Origin of the sequence: Paeniglutamicibacter psychrophenolicus (assembly GCF_017876575.1) — a bacterium.
Taxonomy (GTDB): Bacteria; Actinomycetota; Actinomycetes; order Actinomycetales; family Micrococcaceae; genus Paeniglutamicibacter; species Paeniglutamicibacter psychrophenolicus.
In genome coordinates this window covers 2,126,821-2,151,573 of sequence record NZ_JAGIOE010000001.1, presented here as the reverse complement: position 1 = coordinate 2,151,573, position 24,753 = coordinate 2,126,821, and the positions used below count along the sequence as shown (strand labels likewise).

The following is a 24,753-nucleotide window of genomic DNA, read 5'->3' as shown; positions in this document are numbered from 1 at the left end:
GGCCCCGGCACGAATGCCGGGACCCTTCGGTGCCGGGTGGAAACCCGGCGCAAGCGGTTTAGCGCTTGGAGAACTGCGAAGCCTTGCGAGCCTTCTTGAGACCAGCCTTCTTGCGCTCGATGACGCGGGCGTCACGAGTCAAGTAGCCGGCCTTCTTGAGGGCGGCGCGGTTGTTGTCGCGGTCGATCTCGTTCAGCGAGCGGGCGATGCCCAGGCGCAACGCACCGGCCTGGCCCGAGGGGCCGCCACCGTGGATGCGTGCAATGACGTCGTATGCGCCGTCCAGCTCGAGGAGCTTGAACGGTTCGTTGACGTCCTGCTGGTGCAGCTTGTTCGGGAAGTAGTTGTCCAGCGAGCGGCCGTTGAGGGTCCACTGACCGGTGCCCGGAACGACGCGAACGCGGGCAATTGCCTGCTTGCGACGGCCGACTGCTGCGCCTGCAACGGTCAGTGCCGGACGTTCCTTGACTGCTTCTACCTCTACGGCAACGGTCTCCGAGGTGTACGAAGTCGGAGCTTCACCCTCGAATTCAGTGATCTCTTCAGTGTTCTGAGCCACGATAATCTCCTAAAGTCTTGTTCTCGGGGCCCAGCGCTACTGCGCGACCTGGGTGATTTCGAAGGTCTGCGGCTGCTGTGCAGCGTGCGGGTGCTCGGCACCGCGGTAGACCTTCAACTTGGACAGCTGATCTGCAGCCAGCGAGTTCTTCGGGAGCATGCCCTTGATGGCCTTCTCCACTGCCTGGACCGGGTTCTTTTCAAGAAGCTCGGCGTAGGTAACGGACTTCAGGCCGCCCGGGAAACCCGAGTGGCGGTAGGCGCGCTTGTTTTCGAGCTTGGCGCCGGTGAGGGCAACCTTCTCGGCGTTGATGATGATGACGTGATCGCCCATGTCCATGTGGGGGGCGAAGGTAGCCTTGTGCTTGCCGCGCAGCAGGGTTGCGGCCTGGACGGCGAGGCGGCCAAGTACAACGTCAGTGGCATCAATGATGTGCCACTGGCGGGTCTGGTCAGCCGGCTTTGGAGTGAACGTACGCACTGTAATTGCCTTTGTTTATTGGTTACTGGTCAAGCACACTTTTGGTCAGCGGCTGTGAGATCCGCTGTCCTAGAACGTGCTGTGTTCGATGCGCTGTACCAGTTCGCCAGGTGAGGACTGAAAAGACCGGCCGTCCATGAATGTTCGCAATCCCAGCAGACCAGTGGCTCTGCAACTGAGCCGTCACGCGGAGAAGGTTGTGTCGAACAAAGGACACGCACAACAGCCGTTAGTCTATCGGATTAACCCCGGCACCACCAAAGCGTGCGCCGTGAACCGCGCTACGCAGGCGTGATTCGCCTCTCACCAGCCAGTGAGGGGCACCGGAGCACGGGTTTTGCCGCTATTCCAGCGACACTCCCCCGATGGGGATTCCCACGTCGTGCGGAAGGCGCCTGGCACGGGTGAGCTCGGCACGCGCCGCCGCCTCGCGCCCGTCGGGGTAGGCGACTTCCTCGAGCACCAGGGCCCGGGGATCGGCCAGCAACGTCTTGGAATCACGCAGTTCCTCGGCGAGCCGGGTGGCAACCCAGCCGGGTTCCTCCCGCCCGTCACCCACCAGCAGGCACGCCCCGATGAGGGCGCGGACCATGTTGTGGCAGAACGCGTCGGCCTTCAGGTGCGCCACCACGATTCCGCGCTCGTCGCGGGCGAAGGAGAACTCGGTCAGCGTGCGGATGGTGGTGGCGTGGTCCCGGGGTTTGCAGAACGACAGGAAGTCGTGGCGGCCCAACAGGCTTCTCGCCTCGGCGTCCAGCAAATCCGCATCGACCTCGCGCTTGTGCCACATCGTGTAGGCGCGCGAGAGCGGGTCCCAGTTCCCGGCGCCGTCGGCGATCCGGTAGGAATAGCGGCGCCACAGCGCGGAGAACCGCGCGTCGAACCCGGGCGGGGCGACCGCGGCCTGGTGGATGAGGATGGCCCCGCGTTCCCGGGTCAGCACCCCGCGCAGCCTGCGCACCAGAGCGCGTTCCGGGGAGATGGCCGCGCCGCGGGGCAGGGACTCGAACTCGGCGGCGGTAAGGTCGAAATGGACCACCTGGTTCCGGGCGTGGACCCCGGCGTCGGTGCGCCCGGCCACCGTGGTGCGCACGGGCCGGCGCAGGAGCATGGCAAGGGCCGCTTCCACCACGCCTTGCACCGTGGGAAGGCCCGGCTGGATGGCCCAGCCGTTGTATCCGGTGCCGTCATACCCCAGCTGCACGCACATGCGCACCAGCGCCGGCCCGGTGGGGCTGCCGCTGGGGGCCAGGGAGGAATCCACCGAATCATTGGCGGGAATCAACATGTTTCAATCCTAGATCCACGCGCCTGCCCACTGCGGGACGGCGCCGTTTAAAGCCATTGGCCCGGTGCTTTTCCCCCGTAATCGGGGAAGCCGCACCGGGCCAATGTTTTGGCTGTTGCCAAGGGGACAAGGACTAGGCCTTGTTCTCCTCTGCTGCTTCGGTCTCAACGACCTCGGCGGTTTCGGTTGCTTCGGTCTCGACGACCTCTTCAACCGGAGCAGCCACTGCGGCAGCCTTTTCGGCTTCCTTCACAACGGCCTGCTTCGGGGAAACCGGCTCCATGACCAATTCGATGACAGCCATCGGGGCGTTGTCGCCCTTGCGGTTGCCGATCTTGGTGATGCGGGTGTAGCCACCCGGACGCTCGGCCATGACCGGTGCGATGTTCTCGAACAGCTCGTGAACGATCGACTTGTTGGTGCGGCTGCGCGAGGCAATGACTGCCTGGACGCGGCGACGCGAGGCCAGGTCTCCGCGCTTGGCGAAGGTGATCAGGCGCTCTGCGTGCGGACGAAGGCGCTTGGCCTTGGTCAGCGTGGTGGTGATGGATTTGTTCTCGAACAGCTGCGCGGACAGGTTCGCGAGCATCAAACGCTCGTGAGCTGCGCTGCCGCCGAGACGCGGACCCTTGGGAGGGGTAGGCATAGTGTTCTCCTAGTATGGTGGCCTTTGCGCCCGGGGCCCCGGTGGGAAACCGGGCGCAAAGGTTTAAGTTCTATAGCTGGTGGGCCAAGAAGTCTTAGACTTCTTCCTCACCGTAGACGTCATCGTCGCCAATGGCGGCGGCACGTGCTGCAAGATCGAAGCCCGGAGGGGAATCCTTCAGGGCCAGACCCAAATCGATCAGCTTCGCCTTGACCTCGTCGATGGACTTCGCACCGAAGTTACGGATGTCCATCAGGTCGGCCTCGGAGCGTGCAACGAGTTCACCCACGGAGTGGATGCCCTCACGCTTGAGGCAGTTGTACGAGCGAACCGTCAATTCGAGATCTTCGATCGGCAGTGCCATGTCGGCTGCGAGTGCGGCGTCCGTCGGGGACGGGCCGATCTCGATGCCTTCAGCGGCGGTGTTCAGCTCGCGTGCCAGGCCGAACAGTTCAACCAGGGTGGTGCCGGCGGATGCAACTGCATCGCGCGGGAGCATCGAGTCCTTGGTTTCGACATCGACGATGAGCTTGTCAAAGTCGGTGCGCTGCTCGACACGGGTGGCCTCCACGCGGAAGGTCACCTTGAGTACCGGCGAGTAGATCGAATCCACGGGGATGCGACCGATCTCTGCGTCCACGTTCTTGTTCTGCGCTGCAGAAACATAACCGCGGCCACGTTCGATGGTCAGTTCCATGTCGAACTTGCCCTTCGCGTTCAATGTCGCGATGTGCAGGTCCGGGTTGTGGAATTCCACGCCGGCTGGCGGGGTGATGTCGGCTGCGGTGACGACGCCCGGGCCCTGCTTGCGCAGGTAGGCGACGACCGGCTCGTCATGTTCGGAGGACACTGAGAGATTCTTGATGTTCAGAATCAACTCGGTGACGTCTTCCTTCACACCGGCTACGGTGGTGAACTCGTGCAATACCCCGTCGATCCGCACACTGGTGACAGCTGCACCAGGGATGGAGGAGAGCAGGGTACGGCGAAGCGAGTTACCCAGGGTGTAGCCGAAGCCAGGCTCCAACGGTTCAATTACGAAACGGGAGCGGTTCTCCGCTACGACTTCTTCGGTCAGGGTAGGGCGCTGTGCAATGAGCACTTACATTTCCTTTCAGCGAGCGTCCGCTATATGACGCAACACAGGGGGTGGAAACGACGTATGCCTCGTCGGCGTTCGTCTGGTTCGGTCTGGCTTGCCGTGGCGATCATGCCGCCGCGCCCAACCCCCTTGCGGGGGAAAGACGCGGCGGCATCAAAGCCAGACAGTCATTATTAGACGCGGCGACGCTTTGGCGGGCGGCAGCCGTTGTGTGCGCTTGGGGAAACGTCCTGGATGGACCCAACCTCAAGGCCAGCAGCCTGCAGCGAGCGGATCGCGGTTTCGCGTCCCGAGCCGGGGCCCTTGACGAAAACGTCGACCTTGCGAAGGCCGTGCTCCTGTGCGCGCTTTGCAGCGGCCTCGGCGGCCATCTGTGCGGCGTACGGAGTCGACTTACGCGAGCCCTTGAAGCCAACCTCGCCGGCCGAGGCCCACGCGATTACAGCACCGTTCGGATCCGTGATGGAAACGATGGTGTTGTTGAAGGTGCTCTTGATGTGCGCCTGGCCGAGCGGGATATTCTTTTTGTCCTTGCGACGCGGCTTACGCACCGCTCCACGAGTCTTGGGGGGCATACTTACTCCTACGAGAAATTTGGCTTAGTGATGACCGCTAGATTTAGCGAGTCTTCTTCTTACCGGCGACGGTGCGCTTCGGGCCCTTGCGGGTACGAGCGTTGGTCTTGGTGCGCTGACCGCGGACCGGCAGGCCCTTGCGGTGGCGGATGCCTTCGTAGGAGCCGATTTCAACCTTGCGGCGAATGTCAGCTGCCACTTCACGGCGGAGGTCGCCCTCAACCTTGAAGCTTCCTTCAATGAAGTCACGCAGCTGTACCAGCTCAGCGTCGGAGAGATCCTTCACACGAGTGTCCGGGTTGATCCCGGTCTCGGCGATGGTCTGTTCTGCACGGGTCTTGCCCACGCCGTAAATGTATGTAAGCGCAATGATCACGCGCTTTTCGCGCGGGATGTCTACGCCAGCTAGACGAGCCATATGCTGTCTACCTTTCGATATTCGGAGGTCTAAAGCAGTACAATCCCGGGTGTTCCCGGTCCGCGGCCTCCGTGCCGTGGGTATGCATCGCGCGATGGATGCTGTACTGCCGATTTCATTACTACGCGCAGGATTTCCCGTAAGGGAAATTAGCCCTGGCGCTGCTTATGGCGTGGGTTTTCGCAGATCACCATGACCACGCCATTACGGCGGATCACCTTGCACTTATCGCAGATCGGCTTCACGCTAGGGTTAACCTTCAAGGCAATTTCCTTTTGCGGTTGCGGTTTCAAGTGGAGCGTAATTACCTTCGTCGCCCTTCCCCGAAGGGAAGAATGGCAAAAATCTTTACTTGTAGCGGTAAACGATACGTCCGCGGTTGAGGTCATACGGACTGAGTTCCACCACTACGCGATCCTCAGGGAGGATTCGAATGTAGTGCTGACGCATCTTTCCCGAGATAGTTGCAAGTACAACGTGCCCGTTGGGCAGCTCAACACGGAACATCGCGTTGGGCAGTGCCTCTGACACGGTGCCTTCTACCTCGATGACACCCTCTTTCTTGGCCATATCCTCCGCTAACTTTTGTTGCTGGCGATATTTACCGCCAACAGATTTATGGTCTCGGCCATCGATCACAGAGGTACCCGCGGCAACAGCTTTTGGGCACCAAGGAACAGACAACCAACAGTCAAGCCTACGCGGTAGATGGCTTAAAGGGAAACCAGAAGGGTCAACCGATTTTGTTAGGTTGGCCACATCCCCCTCGCGCCACCTGGTGCGCCGGAATGCGGACCGGCGCTAGGAAACGATCGGGGACGGGACGACGCCGAACGGCGCAAGCCCTGCCGCTCCCCCGTCGTGGGCCGTCAGTACCCAGATGCCACCCATGTGTACGGCCACCGAGTGTTCCCACTGCGAAGCACGCTGCCCATCGACGGTCACCACGGTCCAGTCGTCGGCCAGCACCTTTGTCTCAAGTCCCCCGCGCACCAGCATGGGTTCGATGGCCAGGCACATGCCCGGCTTCACACGGGCACCGCGGTGTCCGGTGCGGTAGTTCAGGACATCGGGTGCCTGGTGCATCTCCGATCCGATGCCGTGGCCCACGTAGTCCTCCAGGATGCCAAGCGGAGCGCCCGGGACCCCGGAGACGAAGTCGTCGATGGCGTCGCCGATCTGGCCCACGAAGCGTGCCTCGGCCAGCGCTGCAATCCCCCGCCACATGGCTTCCTGGGTGATGTCGGACAGGCGCTGGTCCTCGGGAGCCGCGGTGCCGACGATGACAGTGCGTGCCGAGTCGGCATGCCAGCCGTCGATGATGGCTCCGCCGTCGATCTTCAGCACGTCTCCGTCGGCCAACTCGTACTCGCTGGGGAACCCGTGGACGACCTCCTCGTTGACCGAGGCGCAGATGGTGGCCGGGAACCCGTGGTAGCCCTTGAAGTTGCTGGTGGCCCCGTGGCGTTCGAGCACCGAGGCGAAGACCGCATCCAGGTGGGCGGTGGTCACGCCGATTTGTGCGGCGGCAACGGCTTCATCCAATGCCTCGGCCAGGACCAAGCCCGCCTCGCGCATCTTCAGGATCTGCCCGTTGGTCTTGTACTCGATCTTGCGTTGGCTGAAAGCCATGGTGTGTATGTCCCTTTCCAAAGACGTTGCTACACGTCATTATCGCAAAAAACCGCGGGGATGGCGGCACTGGTGTGCCGGTCCCCGCGGTTCTTGCGTGTGTAAGCGATTTAGACGTTCTGTCCCAGCGCGCCCATGACGCGGTTGGTGACTTCATCGATCTCGCCGATGCCGTCGACCAGGCGCACGATGCCGCGCTCCTGGTAGCGGTTGACCACGACGGCCGTTTCCTCGTGGTACAGGCCCAGGCGGTGGCGGATGACCTCTTCGTTGTCATCGGCACGGCCCTCGATCTGAGCGCGCTTGAGCAGGCGGGCGACGAGTTCCTCGTCGTCGGCGGTCAGCTGCAGCACTGCATCGAGCTGAACCCCGGCGTCGGCCAGGATCGAATCCAGCTCGTCGACCTGGGCGCTGGTGCGCGGGTAGCCGTCCAGCAGGAAGCCGTCCTTGACGTCGTCCTGGGCCAGGCGGTCGCGCACCATCGAGTTGGTGACCGAGTCGGGAACGAAGTTCCCGGCGTCGATGTACTTCTTGGCCTCGACGCCCAGCGGGGTTCCGCCCTTGACGTTGGCGCGGAAGATGTCGCCGGTGGAGATGGCCACCACATTGAGGCGCTCGGAGATGCGGTCCGCCTGGGTGCCCTTGCCGGCACCGGGTGGTCCAATGATCAACAGTCTTGTCATCGCAGAAGTCCTTCGTAGTGTCGCTGCTGCATTTGTGCGTTGATTTGCTTGACGGTCTCAAGACCCACACCAACCATGATGAGGATCGAGGTGCCGCCAAATGGGAAGTTCTGATCGGCGTTGATCAGCACGAAGGCGATCAACGGAATCAGGGCCACGAATGCCAGGTAAAGGGCACCGGGGAACGTGATGCGGCTGAGGATGTACTCGAGGTACTCGGCCGTCGGGCGTCCGGCACGGATGCCGGGGATGAATCCGCCGTACTGCTTCATGTTGTCGGCAACCTCGGTCGGGTTGAACGTGATGGCGACGTAGAAGTAGGTGAAGCCGATGGTCAGCAGCGTGTAGGCAACCATGTACAACGGGGACGAACCGGAGAAGTTCGTCTGCACCCACAGCGCCCAGTCCGGCAGCGTGCCGTCGGTGCGCGTGTTGAACTGCACGACCATCGAGGGCAGTGCCAGCATCGAGGATGCGAAGATCACCGGGATCACGCCGGCCATGTTGACCTTGATCGGGATGTAGGTGGAGGTTCCGCCCACGGTGCGGCGTCCGATCATCCGCTTGGCGTACTGCACCGGGATGCGGCGCTGGGACTGCTCCACGAAGACGACCAGGGCGATGACCGCCAGGCCGATGAGGATGACTCCAACGAAGACGCCCCAACCCTGCGAGGTGGCGATGGCGCCCATGGCCGAGGGGAAGCCCGAGGCGATGGACACGAAGATCAACAGCGACATGCCGTTGCCGACGCCGCGTTCGGTGGCCAGCTCGCCCATCCACATGATCAGGCCCGTGCCTGCCGTGAGCGTGAAGATCATCAGGATGATGACCCAGAGGTTGTCCTCGGGAACGATCGGGAGCTGGCAGGAGGGGAAGAGCATTCCGCTGCGTGCCAGCGAGACCAGCGTGGTTGCCTGCAACAGGCCCAGCGCAATGGTCAGGTACCGGGTGTACTGGGTCAGGATGGCCTGTCCGGCCTGTCCTTCCTTGTGCAGCTCCTCGAAGCGAGGGATCACCACACGCAGCAGCTGGACGATGATGGAGGCCGTGATGTAGGGCATGATGCCCATGGCGAAGATCGAGACCTGCAGCAAAGCACCGCCACTGAACAGGTTCACGAACTGGTACAGGCCGCCGGTGGTGTTACCCGCGGCAAGACACTGTTGGACGTTGGAATAGTCCACACCGGGTGCAGGGATGTAGACACCTGCACGGTAGATCGCAATGATGGCGAGCGTGAACAACAACTTGCGTCGCAGGTCAGGCGTCCGGAATACCCGGGCAATGGCGCTGAACAAGCGTCCTCCTGATTGATGGTGGCCGGGGGTACCCGGGGGTTGACCTATCGATTCTATCGGGTGGTGAGCGTTACAAACCAAATGAACCGCGGCTGGGACTGTAATCATTCCCCAGCTGATCGATATTTTCAGCGGGAAACCACCTTCGAACCATGCCTACGGCATAACTGGATGCCAGCCGGTTCCCGAAGGTGTAGTGCTGCAAGAAAAAAGGGGTGTCCCCGGAAATCCGCTTAGCGAATTCCGGGTCCACCCCTTCTCACTGTGTGATCAAGAGACCACGTAGCTTAGAGCTCTACTGCAGAGCCGCCGGCTGCGACGATCTTTTCCGACGCGGACGAGGAGAAGGCGTTGACCTTCACGTCGACCTTGACGGTCAGTTCGCCCGAGCCAAGGACCTTGACTGGCTCGTTCTTGCGAACGGCGCCCTTCGCGACCAATGCCTCAACGGTGACTTCGCCACCTTCGGGGAACAGCTCCGAGATCTTGTCCAGGTTTACAACCTGGAACTCGACGCGGAACGGGTTCTTGAAGCCGCGAAGCTTCGGAAGGCGCATGTGCAGCGGCAACTGGCCACCGGCGAAGCCGGCCTTGACCTGGTAGCGCGCCTTGGTGCCCTTCATACCGCGACCAGCGGTCTTACCCTTGGATGCCTCACCACGACCCACACGGGTCTTGGCCTTCTTGGCACCTTCGGCTGGACGCAGGTGGTGTACCTTCAGTGCGTTTTCTTTTTCAGCCATGATTACTTCGCCTCCTCAACCTTTACGAGGTGCGGAACCGTGTTGACCATGCCTACGGTGACGGCGTCGGCGGTACGGACCACGGTGTGGCCGATGCGCTTCAGACCGAGCGAGCGAAGGGTGTCGCGCTGGTTCTGCTTGCCACCAATGGTGGACCTTATCTGGGTGATTGTCAGAGTTGCGTCGCTAGGGACAATGTTCTTCGCCACTATTACGCACCTGCCTTCTGGTTCTGGATGTTCCAGAGCATCTGTGCCGAAACAACTTCTTCCAACGGCAGGCCACGACGTGCTGCTACTGCCTGAGGCTCTTCAAGGAGCTTCAGTGCGGCAACGGTGCCGTGGACGATGTTGATCTGGTTGCTCGAGCCCATGGACTTCGACAGAACATCATGGATGCCTGCGCATTCCAGTACGGCGCGAACCGGACCACCGGCGATAACGCCGGTACCCGGAGCGGCCGGACGCAGGAGGACAACGCCGGCAGCGGCTTCACCCTGCACCAGGTGCGGGATGGTGGTGCCGACGCGGGGAACGCGGAAGAAGGACTTCTTGGCTTCTTCAACGCCCTTGGCGATTGCTGCCGGAACTTCCTTGGCCTTGCCGTAGCCAACGCCAACGAGACCGTTGCCGTCACCCACAACCACAAGCGCGGTGAAGCTAAAGCGACGACCACCCTTGACGACCTTGGATACGCGGTTGATGGCTACAACGCGCTCAAGGAACTTGTCCTTGTCATCGTTGCGGCTGTCCTTCTGGTCGCGGCCACGGCCACGACCCTCGCCACGGCCACGGCCTTCGCCGCCACGTCCACGGCCTTCGCCGCGAGCGGCTCCGGCCTTGTCAGCGGCAGGAGCAGTCGCGACTGCCTCAGTAGCTTCAGACACCTGAGTTTCCTTCTTGTTAGTTGCTTCGCTCACAGCGCCAGCCCACCTTCGCGTGCACCGTCAGCAACGGCAGCCACGCGACCGTGGTACTTGTTGCCGCCGCGGTCGAAGACCACGGATTCGATGCCTGCGGCCTTGGCGCGCTCGGCGACGAGCTCACCAACGCGCTTGGCCTTGGCGGACTTGTCACCTTCGAAGCCGCGCATGTCGGCTTCCATCGTCGACGCGTAGGCAAGGGTGATGCCCTTGCTGTCGTCAACGACCTGGACGAAGATGTGGCGCGCCGAACGGTTGACGACCAGGCGCGGACGCACCTCGGTGCCGGTGATGCGCTTGCGAACGCGCAGGTGGCGACGGCCGCGTGCGGCTGCCTTGCTCTTACCCTTGATTCCGAGAGCCATGGTTACTTACCAGCCTTTCCGACCTTGCGGCGGATGATTTCGCCAGCGTACCGAACGCCCTTGCCCTTGTACGGGTCAGGCTTGCGGAGCTTGCGGATGTTGGCGGATACTTCGCCAACCTGCTGCTTGTTGATACCCGAAACGGTGATCTTGGTGTTGCCCTCGACCACGAAGGCAATGCCCTCGGGAGCCTCGACAACAACCGGGTGCGAGAAGCCAAGGGCGAACTCGAGGTTCGAGCCCTTTGCTGCAACGCGGTAACCGGTACCGTGGATTTCGAGCTTCTTTTCGTAGCCAGCGGTGACACCGATGATCATGTTTTCGATCAGGGTGCGGGTCAAGCCGTGCAGCGAACGCGAATCGCGCTCGTCGTTCGGGCGGGACACGGTCACGGTGTTCTCTTCGAGAACAACAGCGATCGGGCTTGCTACGGTGTGGGTCAGTTCGCCCTTGGCGCCCTTGACGGAGACAACGTCGCCATCAATCTTGAGCTCAACGCCGGCAGGAACAGTGATCGGAAGACGTCCAATACGTGACATGGTTTCTTTCTCCCTTTCCCGTTACCAGACGTAGGCGAGGACTTCCCCACCTACGCCCTTCTTGGCTGCCTGGCGGTCCGTGAGGAGACCGGAGGACGTGGACAGGATTGCAATGCCGAGGCCACCAAGGACGTGCGGCAAATTGGTGGACTTTGCGTATACACGCAGGCCCGGCTTCGAAATACGGCGAACGCCAGCGATTGAACGCTCGCGGCTCGGGCCGAACTTCAGGGTGATGGTCAGCTTCTTGCCAACCTCCGCTGCTTCCTCAACGAACGAGCCGATGTAGCCCTGTTCCTTGAGGATCTGGGCAACGCGTACCTTCAGCTTCGACGACGGCATGGAAACCGTGTCGTGGTAAGCCGAGTTGGCGTTGCGCAGACGAGTCAGCATATCTGCGACAGGATCTGTCATTGTCATTTGGGCTTCTGCCCTTCCTCGCTACGGTTTCCGCGCAAGCGCGGACCTGCAACGTAGTTGATCTAGTTGGCGGTCTTGAACGGGAAGCCCAGGGCCTTGAGCAAGGCGCGGCCTTCGTCGTCGGTCTTCGCGGTGGTCACTACGGTGATGTCCATGCCGCGAACGCGGTCAACGGAATCAACATCGATTTCGTGGAACATGGACTGTTCCGTGAGACCGAAGGTGTAGTTGCCGTTGCCGTCGAACTGCTTCGGGCTCAGGCCACGGAAGTCACGGATACGCGGCAGTGCCAGCGACACCAGACGATCCACGAATTCCCACATGCGATCTCCGCGCAGGGTGGCGTGGGTACCAATCGGCATGCCTTCGCGCAGCTTGAACTGTGCGATCGACTTGCGTGCCTTGGTTACCAACGGCTTCTGGCCGGTGATGGCGGTGAGGTCGCGGACTGCGCCTTCGATGAGCTTGGAGTCCTTGGCGGCTTCGCCGACACCCATGTTCACAACAACCTTGACCAGGCCAGGGACCTGCATCGGGTTGGCGTAGTTGAACTCGCTCGTCAGGACTTCGCGGATTTCAGACTTGTACTTGGCCTTGAGGCGGGGCTGGATGTTCACAGCTGCTTCAGTCATTACAGTGCCTTTCCGGAAGACTTGGCGAAGCGAACACGGACGGTCTTGGACACGCCGTTCTTCTCCACGGTTTCCTCGCGGAAGCCAACGCGGGTCGGCTTCTTGGTCTCCGGGTCAACGATTGCGACATTCGAGATGTGCATCGGGGCCTCAACGACCTCAATGCCACCGGTCTGCGTGCCACGCTCGGTCTGGCCGGCCTTGGTGTGCTTGGTGACGCGGTTGACGCCCTCAACAAGAACGCGCTGCGCTGCGGGGAATACCTTCAGCACCTTGCCCTGCTTGTTGCGGTCGGAACCGGCGATGACCTGAACAAGGTCACCCTTCTTAATTTTTGCACCCATGGTTACAGCACCTCCGGAGCCAGGGAAACGATCTTCATGAACTTCTTGTCGCGAAGTTCACGCCCAACCGGTCCGAAAATACGGGTTCCGCGGGGCTCGCCGTCAGCCTTGAGGATGACAGCTGCGTTCTCGTCGAACTTGATGTAGGAACCGTCTACACGACGGCGCTCCTTCTTGGTGCGAACGATGACAGCCTTGACGACGTCACCCTTCTTTACGTTTCCGCCAGGGATTGCATCCTTGACGGTGGCGACGATTACGTCGCCGATGCCTGCATAGCGACGGCCAGAGCCACCGAGAACACGAATGGTAAGGATTTCCTTAGCACCGGTGTTGTCGGCAACCTTCAGTCGCGATTCCTGCTGAATCACTTTTTACTCCTGTCGTCTCGCTGGTTCTCCTAGGGAGCCTTGCGGAACGGATATGGTCCATCTCAGCTTCTGCTTACCCCCACCTCCATACACCGCTGTTCGCAACGCACGAATGCGCAACAACATGATGCTGGGGAAGCAGGGCCGAGGCTTAGGCTCAGAGCTGTGCCGCACAACCTTCCGGGCCCGTAAAAAACCCTCCGGCTGCACTATGCCTTACGCAGGAGGTGGATAGTCCCCATACTTAACGCGCACAGAATAAAAAGTCTACCGCAAGAATGCGTGATCCCGAAACCGTGTGCTATGGGGCAACATGGGGTCCTTGGTCACATGATCCGCGTCGATTCGGGTGCCGATGGCCGGTCGCTCACCGGCAGCTGGACAGCTTGGCCACGATCCCGAGGTGGTCGGTTCCCTCCACCGCAATGCGCGAGGAGTCCATGATGCCAAGGCCGCGGACCAGCACGTGGTCGATGGCGGCAAAGGCGGGAACCGCGCCGTTGGCCGGCCAGGTTGCGGCGGCCAGGGGCCCGAACGCCGGGGAAGCATCAGAAAATCCGTGCGCCAGTGCCCGGAACCCGGGGTGCGCCCTGGTGGCGTTGAAGTCCCCCGCCAGCACGAGCGGCAAGTCGGTGTTTTGCCCCGTCCAGCGTTCCGCGGTGGCCAAGGTGCCGGCCCAGGAGTCCGGGCCGTGGGTTGGCGGCACCGGATGGATCCCTGCCACACGGATCCGGCCCGCCCGCGGGTGGTCGATGGCCGCCACGGGTACGTCAAAGAGCGAGCCTGCCGATTGCCGGGCTGCGGGCGCCTCGGAATGCATCGGGTGCTTGGAGAGGATGACGGTATCCACTGCTCCCCCGGTGACAACGGGCCCGGTCCTGTTGGTGTAGTGCCACTGTGGCAGTGCCGTGGCCAATGCCTGCAGCATCGGTTCGCTTGCCTCGACCAGCACCAGCACATCCGGGGCGGAGGCGATGATCGCAGCGGCAATGATCGACGGATCGGCATGCCCGCGCCCGGCGTTCAGGGACAGCACCGTGACCGGCTCCCCCGGTCCGCACGCTCCCCCGGCAACGGGTTGGAGTACGGGGGCCAACGACAGGGCCGTGCACCCCAGCAGCACCGTCGCTGGAATCCAGGCGCGTCGATAGGCCAGCACCGGGCCCAGCGCCAGCGCGGCCAGGCAGAGGACCGGAAGCAGTGCCTGGAGCACCGCCAGGGACCTGGAGGCTGCGAAGTCCAGGTGCGGCAGGGCCGCCAACAGCGCCCCGGCAAGAACCAAGGGGAGCAGGCCACGGGTTTTGGGAGCTCGGACCACCCGCACCCGTCCCGCTCCGGCATTGCCCATCGTGGTGCTCCCCACCGCTTGTGCTGAAGCCTGCCGCTCCGGGGCCGGGCCAAGGCTCCCATGCTACCGGCGGTGTATCCGCCGGAACGCAAAACACCCCGGCACCGGCTGGATAAATCCAGCGGTCCCGGGGTGTTGAGCTTGGTTCACGTCAGAGTGAAAACCAGCGAAAGGGCTTACTTGGCCTTTTCGAGGATTTCCACGAGGCGCCAGCGCTTGTCGGCAGACAGCGGGCGGGTCTCGGCGATGAGAACGAGGTCGCCGATGCCGGCGCTGTTCTCTTCGTCGTGAGCCTTGACGTTCTTGTTGCGACGCATGACCTTGCCGTAGAGGGCGTGCTTTACACGGTCCTCGACGTCAACGACGATGGTCTTCTGCATCTTGTCGGAAACCACGTAACCACGGAGGGTCTTGCGGTCGTTGCGCTCTGCAGCTGCATCCACGACGTTATCCTTCTCGCTCATTACTTGGCTTCCTTGCTCTTCTTGGTCTCTTCGACCGGCACTACAACGTCGGGACGAATGCCCAGCTCGCGTTCGCGAAGCACGGTGTAGATACGAGCGATGTCACGCTTGACAGCCTTCAGGTTGCCATGCGATTCGAGCTGACCGGTGGCCGACTGGAAACGGAGGTTGAACAGCTCCTCCTTGGCCTTCTTGAGCTCCTCGACCAGACGGGCGTTATCAAAGCCGTCCAGTGCTTCGGTTGCTAGATCCTTGGATCCGATTGCCATTCCTATTCACCACCTTCGCGACGCACAATGCGTGCCTTCAACGGCAGCTTGTGGATTGCCAGGCGCAATGCCTCGCGTGCTACCTCTTCACTGACACCGGAGAGTTCAAAGAGAACCCGTCCCGGCTTTACGTTTGCGACCCACCATTCCGGCGAACCCTTACCGGAACCCATGCGGGTTTCGGCAGGCTTCTTGGTCAGCGGACGGTCCGGATAAATGTTGATCCAGACCTTGCCGCCACGCTTGATGTGGCGGGTCATTGCGATACGAGCTGCCTCGATCTGGCGGTTGGTAACGTAGGCCGGTGTAAGGGCCTGGATACCGTACTCGCCGAAGGCTACCGTGGTACCGCCCGAAGCTGCGCCACTCCGACCGGGGTGGTGCTGCTTGCGGTACTTTACTCGGCGTGGGATAAGCATTTAAGCCTGTCCTCCTTCTGCAACTGCTGCTGCGGGAGCCTCAACAGCCGGAGCTGCTTCTGCACCTGGAGCTGCGCTGCGCTCGGGGCGACGACGACGTTCGCCACCTTCGGGGCGTCCACCCGGACGTCCGCCGGGACGATCGCCGCGGCCGCGGGCCGGAGCTGCTGCAGCCTGGGCTGCCAGTTCCTTCGAAGTTACGTCGCCCTTGTAGATCCAGACCTTCACGCCGATGCGGCCGAAGGTGGTCTTGGCTTCGAACTTGCCGTAGTCGATGTTCGCACGCAGGGTGTGCAGCGGCACACGGCCTTCGCGGTAGAACTCCTTGCGGGACATTTCTGCACCGCCAAGACGACCGGAGCACTGCACGCGGATGCCCTTGGCACCTGCGCGCATTGCCGACTGCATGGCCTTCTTCATCGCGCGGCGGAAAGCCACACGCGAAGCAAGCTGCTCGGCGATGCCCTGTGCAACAAGCTGGGCTTCGATCTCGGGGTTCTTGACCTCGAGGATGTTCAGCTGAACCTGCTTGGCGGTGAGCTTTTCGAGCTCGCCACGGATGCGATCGGCTTCGGCGCCGCGGCGACCGATAACGATGCCCGGGCGTGCGGTGTGGATATCCACACGAACACGGTCACGGGTGCGCTCGATCTCCACGCGGGCGATGCCGGCGCGTTCCATGCCAACGGTCATCAGTTCGCGGATACGGATGTCTTCTTTTACGAAGTCCTTGTAACGCTGTCCGACCTTGGTGCTGTCGGCGAACCAGTGCGAAACATGGTCGGTAGTGATACCGAGACGGAACCCATGCGGGTTAACCTTCTGTCCCATTTTACTCTTCCCCACCCTTCTTAGGGGTTGCGACGACCACAGTGATGTGGCTCGTGCGCTTCTTGATCTGGTATGCCCGACCCTGAGCACGCGGCTGGAACCGCTTCATGGTCGGACCCTCGTCAACAAACGCTTCGCTGATGAACAGCTCGTCTTCGTTGAACGCGACACCCTCGCGGTCTGCGGCGGCACGGGCGTTAGCCACTGCCGATGCTACAACCTTGAACACTGGCTCTGAAGCTGCCTGCGGGGCAAACTTCAGGATCGCCAGTGCTTCGTTCGTCTGCTTGCCACGAACAAGGTTGACGACGCGCCGGGCCTTCATAGGCGTCACGCGGATATGGCGCGCAATTGCCTTGGCTTCCATTGCTTTCCTTCTCTCGTCTCTCGAAGAAGTGCTAAGCACTCGCTGAACCCTTGCGGGTTAGCGGCGCTTGCCCTTCTTGTCGTCCTTCACGTGGCTGCGGAACGTCCGGGTCGGGCTAAACTCGCCGAGCTTGTGCCCGACCATCGACTCGGTGACAAACACGGGGATGTGCTTGCGTCCGTCGTGTACGGCGATCGTGTGCCCGAGCATGTCGGGGATGATCATCGAACGGCGGGACCACGTCTTGATGACGTTTTTGGTGCCCTTTTCGTTCTCAGCAGCGACCTTTACAAAAAGGTGCTGATCGACGAAGGGGCCTTTCTTCAGGCTGCGTGGCATGTCTCCAGGCTCCTATCGCTTGTTCTTGCCGGTACGACGACGGCGAACAATCAACTTGTCGCTGTCCTTGTTGGGACGACGGGTGCGTCCCTCGCGCTTGCCGTTCGGGTTGACCGGGTGACGGCCACCGGACGTCTTGCCTTCGCCACCACCATGCGGGTGGTCAACAGGGTTCATGGCCACGCCACGCACGGTCGGGCGAACGCCCTTCCAGCGCATGCGGCCGGCCTTGCCCCAGTTGATGTTCGACTGCTCGGCGTTGCCGACCTCGCCGACGGTTGCGCGGCAGCGCACGTCAACGTTGCGGATTTCGCCGGAAGGCAAACGGAGCTGAGCGAAGCGACCCTCACGGGCCACCAGCTGCACCGAGGCACCTGCGGAACGAGCCATCTTTGCACCGCCGCCGGGACGCAATTCCACAGCGTGGATTACGGTACCGACCGGGATGTTGCGCAAAGGCAGGTTGTTGCCAGGCTTGATGTCGGCATTTGCGCCGGCCTCAACGGTGTCGCCCTGGGAGAGCTTGTTCGGTGCGATGATGTAACGCTTGGTTCCATCAGCGTAGTGAAGAAGCGCAATGCGAGCGGTGCGGTTCGGGTCGTACTCGATGTGAGCGACCTTTGCCGGCACGCCGTCCTTGTCGTGGCGACGGAAGTCGATCAGACGGTACTGGCGCTTGTGTCCGCCACCCTTGTGACGGGTGGTGATCTTACCGGTGTTGTTGCGGCCGCCAGTCTTGTGGAGCGGGCGAAGCAACGACTTTTCCGGAGTCGATCGGGTGATTTCTGCGAAGTCGGCAACGCTCGAGCCGCGAAGGCCCGGGGTTGTCGGCTTGTACTTACGGATTCCCATAGTTTAATTCCTCGTTAAAGTGGTCTCCGCTTAAGAAAGCGGACCGCCGAAGATGTCAATCGAGCCTTCCTTCAGGGAGACGATCGCGCGCTTGGTAGCCTTGCGAGTCCCCCATCCGAATTTGGTGCGCTTGCGCTTGCCGGCACGATTAAGGGTGTTTACGGAGTCAACCTTGACCGAGAAGATAGCTTCCACGGCGTTCTTGATTTCCGTCTTGTTTGAACGCGGGTCAACGAGGAAGGTGTACTTGCCTTCGTCGATCAGACCGTAGCTCTTTTCCGAAACAACGGGTGCGATGACCACATCGTGCGGAGCCTTTGAGAAGGTGCTCACTTGGCTTCCTCCTTCTGGACCAGGGCATCGAATGCGGCCTTGGTGAAGACAACGTCGTCGGAAACCAGCACATCGTAAGTGTTGAGCTGGTCAACGTACAGGACGTGGACCTCGGGGAGGTTGCGGACCGAAAGGGCTGCAACGTCGTTGGCGCGCTCGATGACTACGAGCAGGTTCTTGCGCTCGGACAGAGCGCGCAGGGTGGCCAGTGCTGCCTTGGTGTTCGGCGTGGTGCCTTCAACCAGGGCTTCAATGACGTGAATGCGGTTGTTGCGAGCGCGGTCAGACAGGGCGCCGCGCAATGCAGCAGCCTTCATCTTCTTGGGGGTGCGCTGGCTGTAATCGCGAGGAGTCGGTCCGTGGACAACGCCACCGCCGGTCATGTGAGGAGCACGGATTGAACCCTGACGGGCGCGGCCGGTGCCCTTCTGTGCGAACGGCTTGCGACCGGCACCGGAAACTTCGGCGCGGTTCTTGGTCTTGTGCGTGCCCTGGCGAGCAGCTGCCAGCTGGGCCACGACGACCTGGTGCAGCAGCGGAACGTTGGTCTGAACGTCGAAGATCTCCGAAGGGAACTCGACAGTAAGTGCCTTAGACATTTAGTTATGCTCCCTTCACAGCGGTGCGCACGAGTACGACGCGGCCGCGAGCGCCTGGAACGGCACCCTTGATCAGCAGGAGGTTCTTCTCGGCATCCACAGCGTGAACGGTGAGGTTCTGCGTGGTGACGCGCTCGGCGCCCATGCGACCGGCCATCTTCTGGCCCTGGAACACACGGCCCGGGGTCGATGCGCCGCCGATGGAGCCCGGCTTACGGTGGTTCTTGTGAGCACCGTGCGATGCCGGAGCACCGTGGAAGCCGTGGCGCTTCATGACGCCGGCGAAGCCCTTACCCTTGGAAGTTCCAACGACGTCGACCTTCTGGCCGGCGGCGAAGATTTCGACGGTGAGTTCCTGGCCTGCGGCGTAGGAATCGGCGTCGGCAGTGCGCAGCTCAACGACGTGGCGGCGCGGGGTAACCCCTGCTGCCTCGAAGTGGCCGGCGAGCGGCTGGGTGACCTTGCGCGGGTCGATCTGGCCGTAGCCGATCTGAACCGCGGTGTAGCCATCGCGCTCTGCGTTGCGCAGCTGAGTGACGACATTGCTGTCGGCCTGTACAACGGTTACCGGGATGAGGTTGTTGTTCTCGTCCCAAACCTGGGTCATGCCGAGCTTCGTGCCCAGCAGGCCCTTTACATTACGGGTTGCGGTCATAGTTTTCTCGCCACCTCCCCTTAGAGCTTGATTTCGATGTTGACATCCGCCGGCAGGTCAAGACGCATCAGCGAATCTACGGCCTTCGGGGTCGGATCGATGATGTCGATCAGACGCTTGTGCGTGCGCATTTCGAAGTGCTCACGGCTGTCTTTGTACTTGTGGGGCGAACGGATAACGCAGTACACGTTCTTTTCCGTTGGGAGCGGCACTGGGCCGACTACGGTTGCGCCAGCGCGCGTCACCGTCTCAACGATCTTCCGGGCAGAAACGTCAATGACCTCGTGGTCATACGACTTCAGCCGGATGCGGATTTTTTGTCCCGCCATGGCTTGATGCCTCTTTCTAATTAGCACTCTCTGTACAGTTACTGTGCCCTACGGGCCCCTTTCGGGACCGGCACGCCTCGCATCGAACTGAATCCGGATAAATCCGGGTTCCTCAATCCGCCGAAGCCCGACCCCCGCGGTCGGGCGTGTCGCACTTTTCAGCGACACCGAACCCGTATAAAACCTTGGGGGACATTGTTCGTGTTTCCAGGAATTTCGGTTGTATTGCTCCCCAGCCCCGGGCATTATCCCGGGTGAGACACAATCTCGGTTGAAAAATCCATGTCCCGGTGTCGGTTTCCCGATCAGCAGACATGAAGCATGGAAATGCTCACGAACAACTTGTCTAGTGTGTCAGGTTCGGGGCCCAAACACCAAATCTTTGCTCTCCCCCGCCAACTGCCCGCTGGCGCAGCCGGCGCCCGGACATTGACGCGCACGAACGCTGCCACGGGAAAATCACCGGAATTTCGGTCGTCGATTCCCTGACCTTGGTGGTTCGGTGCGCAGGTTCGAGCAGGCTCGGGCAAAATCGCGTGAGAAAGCTCACCGATGCACTTTAGCCCGCCGGACTGCTACTGGTCGTCTTCCCGGGATCGCCGGATCTCCTTGGCCCGCTGGATCTCCTTGGAGAACTGCTTGCGCACCCGCATGACGACCACGACGACAACCACCACGATCAACACGAAAATCAAGAACTTCATGTGGCCAGCGTAACCGCTTGGCTCGAGCCGGTCACCGGATCCGGCCAAATGAATGGCACGCTGCTCTCCGGCACCATCGGCTCAGTGCGAATCGTCGGAGGCATCCTGGCCGTGCGGCCTCATCCACGGCATGCCGCTGCCGGCCGGTGGCGCAGGCGGAGCCTGTGGTCCGGTCGGCCCGTATACCGTTTGGTCCGGGACCGAAGGGTCGGCGGCGGGCGCCTGCCAGGCAGCCGGCGCAGCTGCCGGCGGATACGGTTGGGCGGGAGAATCGTGGTCCTGGGAACCCTTGTTCATCTTTCCCAGCCTCCACAGTGCCAGGGCGATCAAACCGGCCGCGATCAGCAACAGCAGCAGGAACGTGTACCCACGCAGGAACCACAGCACCGCCACGGCTACCCCGACCGCGCCCCACACCGTGAAGATCTTCCGGTTGGTCACCAGTCCGAAGACCAGCAGCGCCGTGAAGGTCAGCAACACCACCAGCTGCTGGGCCAGGGTGGAGGAAAGGAAGGTTCCCAGCCCCGCCAGCGACAGCAAGACCGAGGACGCACCCAGGACAACGATGCCGTTCCGTTCGCGCTTGCGCCGGAATTCGTAGGCAGCAAGCAGTCCCAGGACGATGATCCAGTAGTAGAAGGCCGCAAACGCGCTTGTCCCGCCAACCCCGACCCACCAGCAACGGTGGATGACCGCGGCGCCCATCAGGGCTGCGACCTCGTATCCGGTTTCGCGCAGTCGGGCCGGTACCTCCAGTGCCGCCGCGGCGAAGACGGCCACCAGCAGCATCACCGCACCGGCATAGACGTGCCTGTCGATTTGGTCGGACTGCCCGAGCAATCCGCCGAAGCCGAGGGCCGCCAGCGAGGCGGCAAAAAGCACCCGGGCGTGGGCCGGGTCCCAGCCGGCAGTCCGCCGCACGAGGGCGGCAAACGGCACCGGATCCCCGCCAAAACGGCCACCGAAGATCGAGGCGATCAGCAAGATGACCCAGGTGGCCCCGAGTCCGATCATGCCGTCCAGCGGTTCGCTCCCCCGCTCCAGGGCCAGGTCGTGGATGAGGTCCACCCCGCGCAGCGATGCCAACAGCACCAGCGCGGCGCTGCCCAGCAGCAACAGCGGGATGCCCCAGGTGGCGGAGAAGACCATGAAGCCGGCCGCGCCCAGCAGCCCTGCGGTTACCTGCCATCCGGGCTCCTGCCAGTCATGCAGCCCGAAGAGCGCCGCCCAGTACACCACGGCCACCACGGCACGCACCCAGCGCCAGTCCTTCCCGGCCAGGTTGCGCACCTCGGAGACGAGGATGCCGAGAAGCAACAGTACCAACACCGTGCCGGCGACGTCCTTGGTCCACAACGGCGTCGGCAACCAGCCTCCGAGGCGCAGCGACTGCCCAAGGGCCGGGACAAGCACCAGGCCCAGCAGCCCCAGTGCGGCGGGAACCGCAACGTACCGGAAGGCCGGAGCCCGGCGGACATGGGTCGTGACAACGACACCGGAAAAGGCCAGCAGGCACAGGAACTGGACCAACAGCCCGGCCTGGTCGTATCCACCTGCATGATCCATCAGGTAGACGGCCGGGACCAGCAACAGCAGGGCCACCGCGGCAAGGGTCATCAGCGTGCGGGGGTCGGAGTACTTCGGCATGGCCGACTTCCGTCCCAGGGCGGCACGGACGGATTGGGCCAGCGCGATGGTGAAGGCAAACAGCGCAAACTGGCCATGGGCGTCCATGTCGAAGCGGTCGGCAATGTGCCATGCGGTGCCGGAGAAGAGCGCCTGGGCCAGCACCGAATAGCCCACCTTCTCCGCCAGGCCGGTGCCGGCCAGGATCCGGATTCCGACATGGGCCAGGCCCAGGACGGCAACGAGTTCGACCATCCAGGAGGGGTCGCGGCCCGCGGCCATGCCAAGCCCTGCACCCAGGGCGGCCAATCCGCCGAGGTGGCCCAGTGCCATCGGGACCCCTTCCAGGACTGCCCCGGTCCGCTCCCCCGGGATGCGATGTGGTGCCCGCCGGTGGCCCAGGATGGCGGTGGCGCCCACCAGGCCCGCGAGCAGGCCCATCCACAACAAGATGGTGTCCCACTGGTAGCCCAGCCACAGCACCGTGGCGAACCCGGCGGTGCCCGGATCCACGTCGGAGTAGAGCAACGAGCCGCCCCAGCCGAGCTTCATCGACAGGGACCACGTGGCCACCGCCGCGCACAGCACGCCGCCGGCAAAGATGAGCGATTCCCCGAACGACTCCAGGCGGGGGGCCGTCGCCGCTGCCGTCTGTGCGGTCCGCCGCATCCTGGACAGCAGTGCTGCGGCAACGCAAAGCTGGATGAGCAGCGCCAGCACGACCCCGACCAGCGTCGCCACCTCGATGGTGCGCTCCAGGGCCGCGGCCTGGGCCGGATTCGCGGTGCCGGGCAGCACCGTCAGGGTGCTGCCAAACCGCGGCTGGAGCGCCCAGCCCGCCGCCGCATAGGAGAACAATGCCCCCGTTGCGGGGACCGATGCGATCCGCGCGGCCCACCGAAGCGACGAGCGTGCGGTGCCTGAGGCATTGCGCGCCAGCCACCACGTGGCCAGCACCGCTGCGGCGAGCAGGATCCCCTGACGCCCCTGGTTGCCGTCCATCGGTTCCACGATCCCCAGGACCGCGACGCCCAACGGTACCCAGCGGAAATTCCCGCCACGTCGTGCGCCAACGAAGACTCCGGCCGCCAGCAGCAATGCCAGGGCCCAGTTCAGGTCGAGGCCACCCCCGGATCCGGCAAGCCCCGGATCACGCAGCAGCGACTCGGCACCCATCAGCGCCCCCAGCCCCGCCAGGGCCAGCAGGATCCAGGTTTCACCGGTGGCAAAGGCCTGCTTGAGGCGCAGCTTGCGTGCATAGTTCGGGGCGAATTGGGCCAGCAGCACCAGCTGCGCCACGAGCAGCGCGGCCATGATGCGGAAGATGTCCGTCGCCGAAACATCGGCCACGTGCAGGAAGGCCCCGATGCTTGCCATGGCCGAGATGCGGGCCGCGGCCAGGTGCGCGAACCGTTCGGTCGCAGGTGCCGCGATCAACGCAACGGCGTAGTACAGTGCCGCCGCGGCAAAGATCCATCCGTAGTCCCTGGCCTGAAGCACGGCGAACGACAAGAGCGCGGCGAGCACGGTGGCCGGAACCAGGTACCGGTGGGCGAGCGCGAATGACTGCACGTAGATATTGCCGACCCAGCGTGGCTTCCTGGCCCCGACCAGCGTGATCGCGGTGGCCAGCAGCATGCTGAAGAGGAAGTAGTAGATCAGTCCGCGGTTGAGCACTGCGCCGCCGGAGTAGGCGGTGGAGACCAGGAAGGTGGTGCCAAGGCCGGCGACGATGCGCGATTGCAACTTCCCGGCGGCATAGGCGAAGGCGACGGTTCCCACCACGGAGGTGACGAACCAGCTGGCCCCGGGGGTGGTGGACAGCAGCAGGAAATGGGCCAGCCCGGTCATCGGGATCAGTGCGAGCCCGGTCGCGGTGAAGGCTGCGGCGGCCGGGCGCAGCCGGACGCTGCGTGCGTGCATCAGCAGGCCAACCCCGTAGAATCCCGCGGCGACCAGGCCCAGCCCCACGACCTTGGCCGCCGCTGGCAGTGCCAGGGCGATGAAGAGCGAGGCCGCGGCAACCATGAGCAGTGCGGCGACGTACAAGGTGATGTTGATGTTCCGCAGTGCGCGCACGCGCGGGTCCACCGGAACAGCTGGCACCCGAGGAGGCGGGGCCGGCATTGCGGGCTGTCCGACGTGGGTGGCTGCGGGCATGGCGCCGGAGTATTGCGGTTGTCCGCTTCCGGGCCCGGGATCTCCAACTGCCGCCGGCGGGGCGGACGGGGTCGGGGCGAATGGGACCGGGGCGGCCGGGCCGGGTTGCATCGAACCGGCGGTGGACGTTCCTTGCTCCCCGAGAGCCGGTCCCGGGGCCCCGGTCTGGGCATCTTGGGGCACGAGGGCATCGCCGGTTTCCCGCTTCCGGGCAGCCTCCTGCGTTGCCGCGTCGAAGCCGCGCTGCCAGGCAAGGGCGAGCGCTGCCCGGTCGGGGGCCGGGGCTTGGGCCGGTTGCCGGGACTGGAACTTGTTGGCCGCCAGCTGCTTGCCCAGGAACAACCCTGCAAGGAACATGGCCACGGCCACCACGATCAGGACGAACCCATTCATACTGGTTTCCCGCCTCCACCTATGTCTTTATGCCACCCGGGACAA

At 62.9% G+C, this 24,753-nt stretch carries 35 protein-coding genes; all 35 read right to left on the bottom strand.

Annotated elements, in window-relative coordinates:
• Positions 1-58: 58 nt before the first annotated feature.
• Complete coding sequence (rpsI, locus tag JOF46_RS09715) at positions 59-559, bottom strand: 30S ribosomal protein S9 (protein WP_113762218.1); 501 nt, start codon at positions 557-559, stop codon at positions 59-61.
• A gap of 36 nt (positions 560-595) precedes the next feature.
• Positions 596-1,039 (bottom strand): 50S ribosomal protein L13, encoded by a 444-nt coding sequence (gene rplM / locus JOF46_RS09710; protein WP_071212959.1) that lies wholly within the window; start codon positions 1,037-1,039, stop codon positions 596-598.
• Between the two features lie 343 nt (positions 1,040-1,382).
• Positions 1,383-2,327 carry a tRNA pseudouridine(38-40) synthase TruA gene (gene truA / locus JOF46_RS09705; RefSeq protein ID WP_209907111.1) on the bottom strand — a complete coding sequence of 315 codons (945 nt, stop codon included), beginning with the start codon at positions 2,325-2,327 and terminating at the stop codon, positions 1,383-1,385.
• Positions 2,328-2,460: 133 nt separating this feature from the next.
• Positions 2,461-2,973, bottom strand: a complete 513-nt coding sequence (gene rplQ, locus JOF46_RS09700) for a 50S ribosomal protein L17 (protein ID WP_071212958.1) — start codon at positions 2,971-2,973, stop codon at positions 2,461-2,463.
• 94 nt (positions 2,974-3,067) lie between these two features.
• Complete coding sequence (locus JOF46_RS09695; RefSeq protein ID WP_071212957.1) at positions 3,068-4,075, bottom strand: DNA-directed RNA polymerase subunit alpha; 1,008 nt, start codon at positions 4,073-4,075, stop codon at positions 3,068-3,070.
• A gap of 173 nt (positions 4,076-4,248) precedes the next feature.
• On the bottom strand, positions 4,249-4,650 hold the full coding sequence (gene rpsK, locus JOF46_RS09690) for a 30S ribosomal protein S11 (RefSeq protein ID WP_113762221.1): 402 nt from the start codon (positions 4,648-4,650) through the stop codon (positions 4,249-4,251).
• Between the two features lie 43 nt (positions 4,651-4,693).
• Positions 4,694-5,068 (bottom strand): 30S ribosomal protein S13, encoded by a 375-nt coding sequence (gene rpsM, locus JOF46_RS09685; protein WP_113762222.1) that lies wholly within the window; start codon positions 5,066-5,068, stop codon positions 4,694-4,696.
• Positions 5,069-5,217: 149 nt separating this feature from the next.
• Positions 5,218-5,331: a 50S ribosomal protein L36 gene (rpmJ, locus tag JOF46_RS09680; protein WP_013349661.1), complete on the bottom strand. Its 114-nt coding sequence runs from the start codon at positions 5,329-5,331 to the stop codon at positions 5,218-5,220.
• 85 nt (positions 5,332-5,416) lie between these two features.
• Positions 5,417-5,638, bottom strand: coding sequence for a translation initiation factor IF-1 (infA, locus tag JOF46_RS09675; RefSeq protein ID WP_068731548.1), 222 nt, complete (start codon positions 5,636-5,638; stop codon positions 5,417-5,419).
• Between the two features lie 231 nt (positions 5,639-5,869).
• Positions 5,870-6,700, bottom strand: coding sequence for a type I methionyl aminopeptidase (gene map / locus JOF46_RS09670; protein ID WP_209907110.1), 831 nt, complete (start codon positions 6,698-6,700; stop codon positions 5,870-5,872).
• Between the two features lie 110 nt (positions 6,701-6,810).
• Complete coding sequence (locus tag JOF46_RS09665) at positions 6,811-7,383, bottom strand: adenylate kinase (protein ID WP_209907109.1); 573 nt, start codon at positions 7,381-7,383, stop codon at positions 6,811-6,813.
• Entirely contained in the window at positions 7,380-8,684 is a 1,305-nt protein-coding gene (secY, locus tag JOF46_RS09660; RefSeq protein ID WP_209907108.1) for a preprotein translocase subunit SecY, read from the bottom strand. The genes JOF46_RS09665 and secY overlap by 4 nt, the downstream gene beginning before the upstream one ends.
• A gap of 287 nt (positions 8,685-8,971) precedes the next feature.
• Positions 8,972-9,427: a 50S ribosomal protein L15 gene (rplO, locus tag JOF46_RS09655; RefSeq protein ID WP_113762226.1), complete on the bottom strand. Its 456-nt coding sequence runs from the start codon at positions 9,425-9,427 to the stop codon at positions 8,972-8,974.
• 2 nt (positions 9,428-9,429) lie between these two features.
• Positions 9,430-9,636 carry a 50S ribosomal protein L30 gene (rpmD, locus tag JOF46_RS09650; RefSeq protein WP_113762227.1) on the bottom strand — a complete coding sequence of 69 codons (207 nt, stop codon included), beginning with the start codon at positions 9,634-9,636 and terminating at the stop codon, positions 9,430-9,432.
• A 2-nt stretch (positions 9,637-9,638) separates the two neighbouring features.
• Positions 9,639-10,346, bottom strand: coding sequence for a 30S ribosomal protein S5 (gene rpsE / locus JOF46_RS09645; RefSeq protein WP_209907107.1), 708 nt, complete (start codon positions 10,344-10,346; stop codon positions 9,639-9,641).
• Positions 10,343-10,714, bottom strand: coding sequence for a 50S ribosomal protein L18 (gene rplR / locus JOF46_RS09640; protein WP_209907106.1), 372 nt, complete (start codon positions 10,712-10,714; stop codon positions 10,343-10,345). The genes rpsE and rplR overlap by 4 nt, the downstream gene beginning before the upstream one ends.
• Before the next feature lie 2 nt (positions 10,715-10,716).
• Positions 10,717-11,253, bottom strand: a complete 537-nt coding sequence (gene rplF, locus JOF46_RS09635) for a 50S ribosomal protein L6 (protein ID WP_209907105.1) — start codon at positions 11,251-11,253, stop codon at positions 10,717-10,719.
• Between the two features lie 21 nt (positions 11,254-11,274).
• Entirely contained in the window at positions 11,275-11,673 is a 399-nt protein-coding gene (gene rpsH, locus JOF46_RS09630) for a 30S ribosomal protein S8 (RefSeq protein ID WP_071212946.1), read from the bottom strand.
• Positions 11,674-11,735: 62 nt separating this feature from the next.
• Positions 11,736-12,305 carry a 50S ribosomal protein L5 gene (gene rplE / locus JOF46_RS09625; protein WP_209907104.1) on the bottom strand — a complete coding sequence of 190 codons (570 nt, stop codon included), beginning with the start codon at positions 12,303-12,305 and terminating at the stop codon, positions 11,736-11,738.
• On the bottom strand, positions 12,305-12,649 hold the full coding sequence (gene rplX / locus JOF46_RS09620; RefSeq protein ID WP_071212944.1) for a 50S ribosomal protein L24: 345 nt from the start codon (positions 12,647-12,649) through the stop codon (positions 12,305-12,307). The genes rplE and rplX overlap by 1 nt, the downstream gene beginning before the upstream one ends.
• 2 nt (positions 12,650-12,651) lie before the next feature.
• Positions 12,652-13,020 carry a 50S ribosomal protein L14 gene (gene rplN / locus JOF46_RS09615; protein WP_071212943.1) on the bottom strand — a complete coding sequence of 123 codons (369 nt, stop codon included), beginning with the start codon at positions 13,018-13,020 and terminating at the stop codon, positions 12,652-12,654.
• A 367-nt stretch (positions 13,021-13,387) separates the two neighbouring features.
• Entirely contained in the window at positions 13,388-14,368 is a 981-nt protein-coding gene (locus JOF46_RS09610) for an endonuclease/exonuclease/phosphatase family protein (protein WP_209907103.1), read from the bottom strand.
• A gap of 176 nt (positions 14,369-14,544) precedes the next feature.
• Positions 14,545-14,832, bottom strand: a complete 288-nt coding sequence (rpsQ, locus tag JOF46_RS09605) for a 30S ribosomal protein S17 (protein ID WP_113762234.1) — start codon at positions 14,830-14,832, stop codon at positions 14,545-14,547.
• A complete protein-coding gene (gene rpmC, locus JOF46_RS09600; RefSeq protein ID WP_071212940.1) occupies positions 14,832-15,101 on the bottom strand; it encodes a 50S ribosomal protein L29 in 270 nt (89 codons plus the stop codon). The genes rpsQ and rpmC overlap by 1 nt, the downstream gene beginning before the upstream one ends.
• 2 nt (positions 15,102-15,103) lie before the next feature.
• Positions 15,104-15,520, bottom strand: coding sequence for a 50S ribosomal protein L16 (rplP, locus tag JOF46_RS09595; RefSeq protein WP_113762236.1), 417 nt, complete (start codon positions 15,518-15,520; stop codon positions 15,104-15,106).
• The gene (rpsC, locus tag JOF46_RS09590; protein WP_113762237.1) at positions 15,521-16,351 is read right to left on the bottom strand and encodes a 30S ribosomal protein S3; all 831 of its coding nucleotides are present in this window, start codon (positions 16,349-16,351) and stop codon (positions 15,521-15,523) included.
• 1 nt (position 16,352) lies between these two features.
• Positions 16,353-16,718, bottom strand: coding sequence for a 50S ribosomal protein L22 (rplV, locus tag JOF46_RS09585; protein WP_071212937.1), 366 nt, complete (start codon positions 16,716-16,718; stop codon positions 16,353-16,355).
• 57 nt (positions 16,719-16,775) lie between these two features.
• A complete protein-coding gene (rpsS, locus tag JOF46_RS09580) occupies positions 16,776-17,057 on the bottom strand; it encodes a 30S ribosomal protein S19 (RefSeq protein ID WP_068731512.1) in 282 nt (93 codons plus the stop codon).
• Positions 17,058-17,069: 12 nt separating this feature from the next.
• On the bottom strand, positions 17,070-17,909 hold the full coding sequence (gene rplB, locus JOF46_RS09575; RefSeq protein WP_071212936.1) for a 50S ribosomal protein L2: 840 nt from the start codon (positions 17,907-17,909) through the stop codon (positions 17,070-17,072).
• A gap of 30 nt (positions 17,910-17,939) precedes the next feature.
• Positions 17,940-18,242 (bottom strand): 50S ribosomal protein L23, encoded by a 303-nt coding sequence (gene rplW / locus JOF46_RS09570; RefSeq protein ID WP_071212935.1) that lies wholly within the window; start codon positions 18,240-18,242, stop codon positions 17,940-17,942.
• The gene (gene rplD, locus JOF46_RS09565; protein WP_209907102.1) at positions 18,239-18,841 is read right to left on the bottom strand and encodes a 50S ribosomal protein L4; all 603 of its coding nucleotides are present in this window, start codon (positions 18,839-18,841) and stop codon (positions 18,239-18,241) included. Before rplD ends, rplW begins: the two co-directional genes overlap by 4 nt.
• 4 nt (positions 18,842-18,845) lie before the next feature.
• Positions 18,846-19,496, bottom strand: coding sequence for a 50S ribosomal protein L3 (gene rplC, locus JOF46_RS09560; RefSeq protein ID WP_071212933.1), 651 nt, complete (start codon positions 19,494-19,496; stop codon positions 18,846-18,848).
• A 20-nt stretch (positions 19,497-19,516) separates the two neighbouring features.
• Positions 19,517-19,825 (bottom strand): 30S ribosomal protein S10, encoded by a 309-nt coding sequence (gene rpsJ, locus JOF46_RS09555; protein WP_003803825.1) that lies wholly within the window; start codon positions 19,823-19,825, stop codon positions 19,517-19,519.
• Positions 19,826-20,400: 575 nt separating this feature from the next.
• Positions 20,401-20,529 (bottom strand): hypothetical protein, encoded by a 129-nt coding sequence (locus JOF46_RS22555; protein ID WP_281070099.1) that lies wholly within the window; start codon positions 20,527-20,529, stop codon positions 20,401-20,403.
• A gap of 81 nt (positions 20,530-20,610) precedes the next feature.
• Entirely contained in the window at positions 20,611-24,708 is a 4,098-nt protein-coding gene (locus JOF46_RS09550) for a hypothetical protein (protein ID WP_209907101.1), read from the bottom strand.
• Between the last annotated feature and the right edge of the window lie 45 nt (positions 24,709-24,753).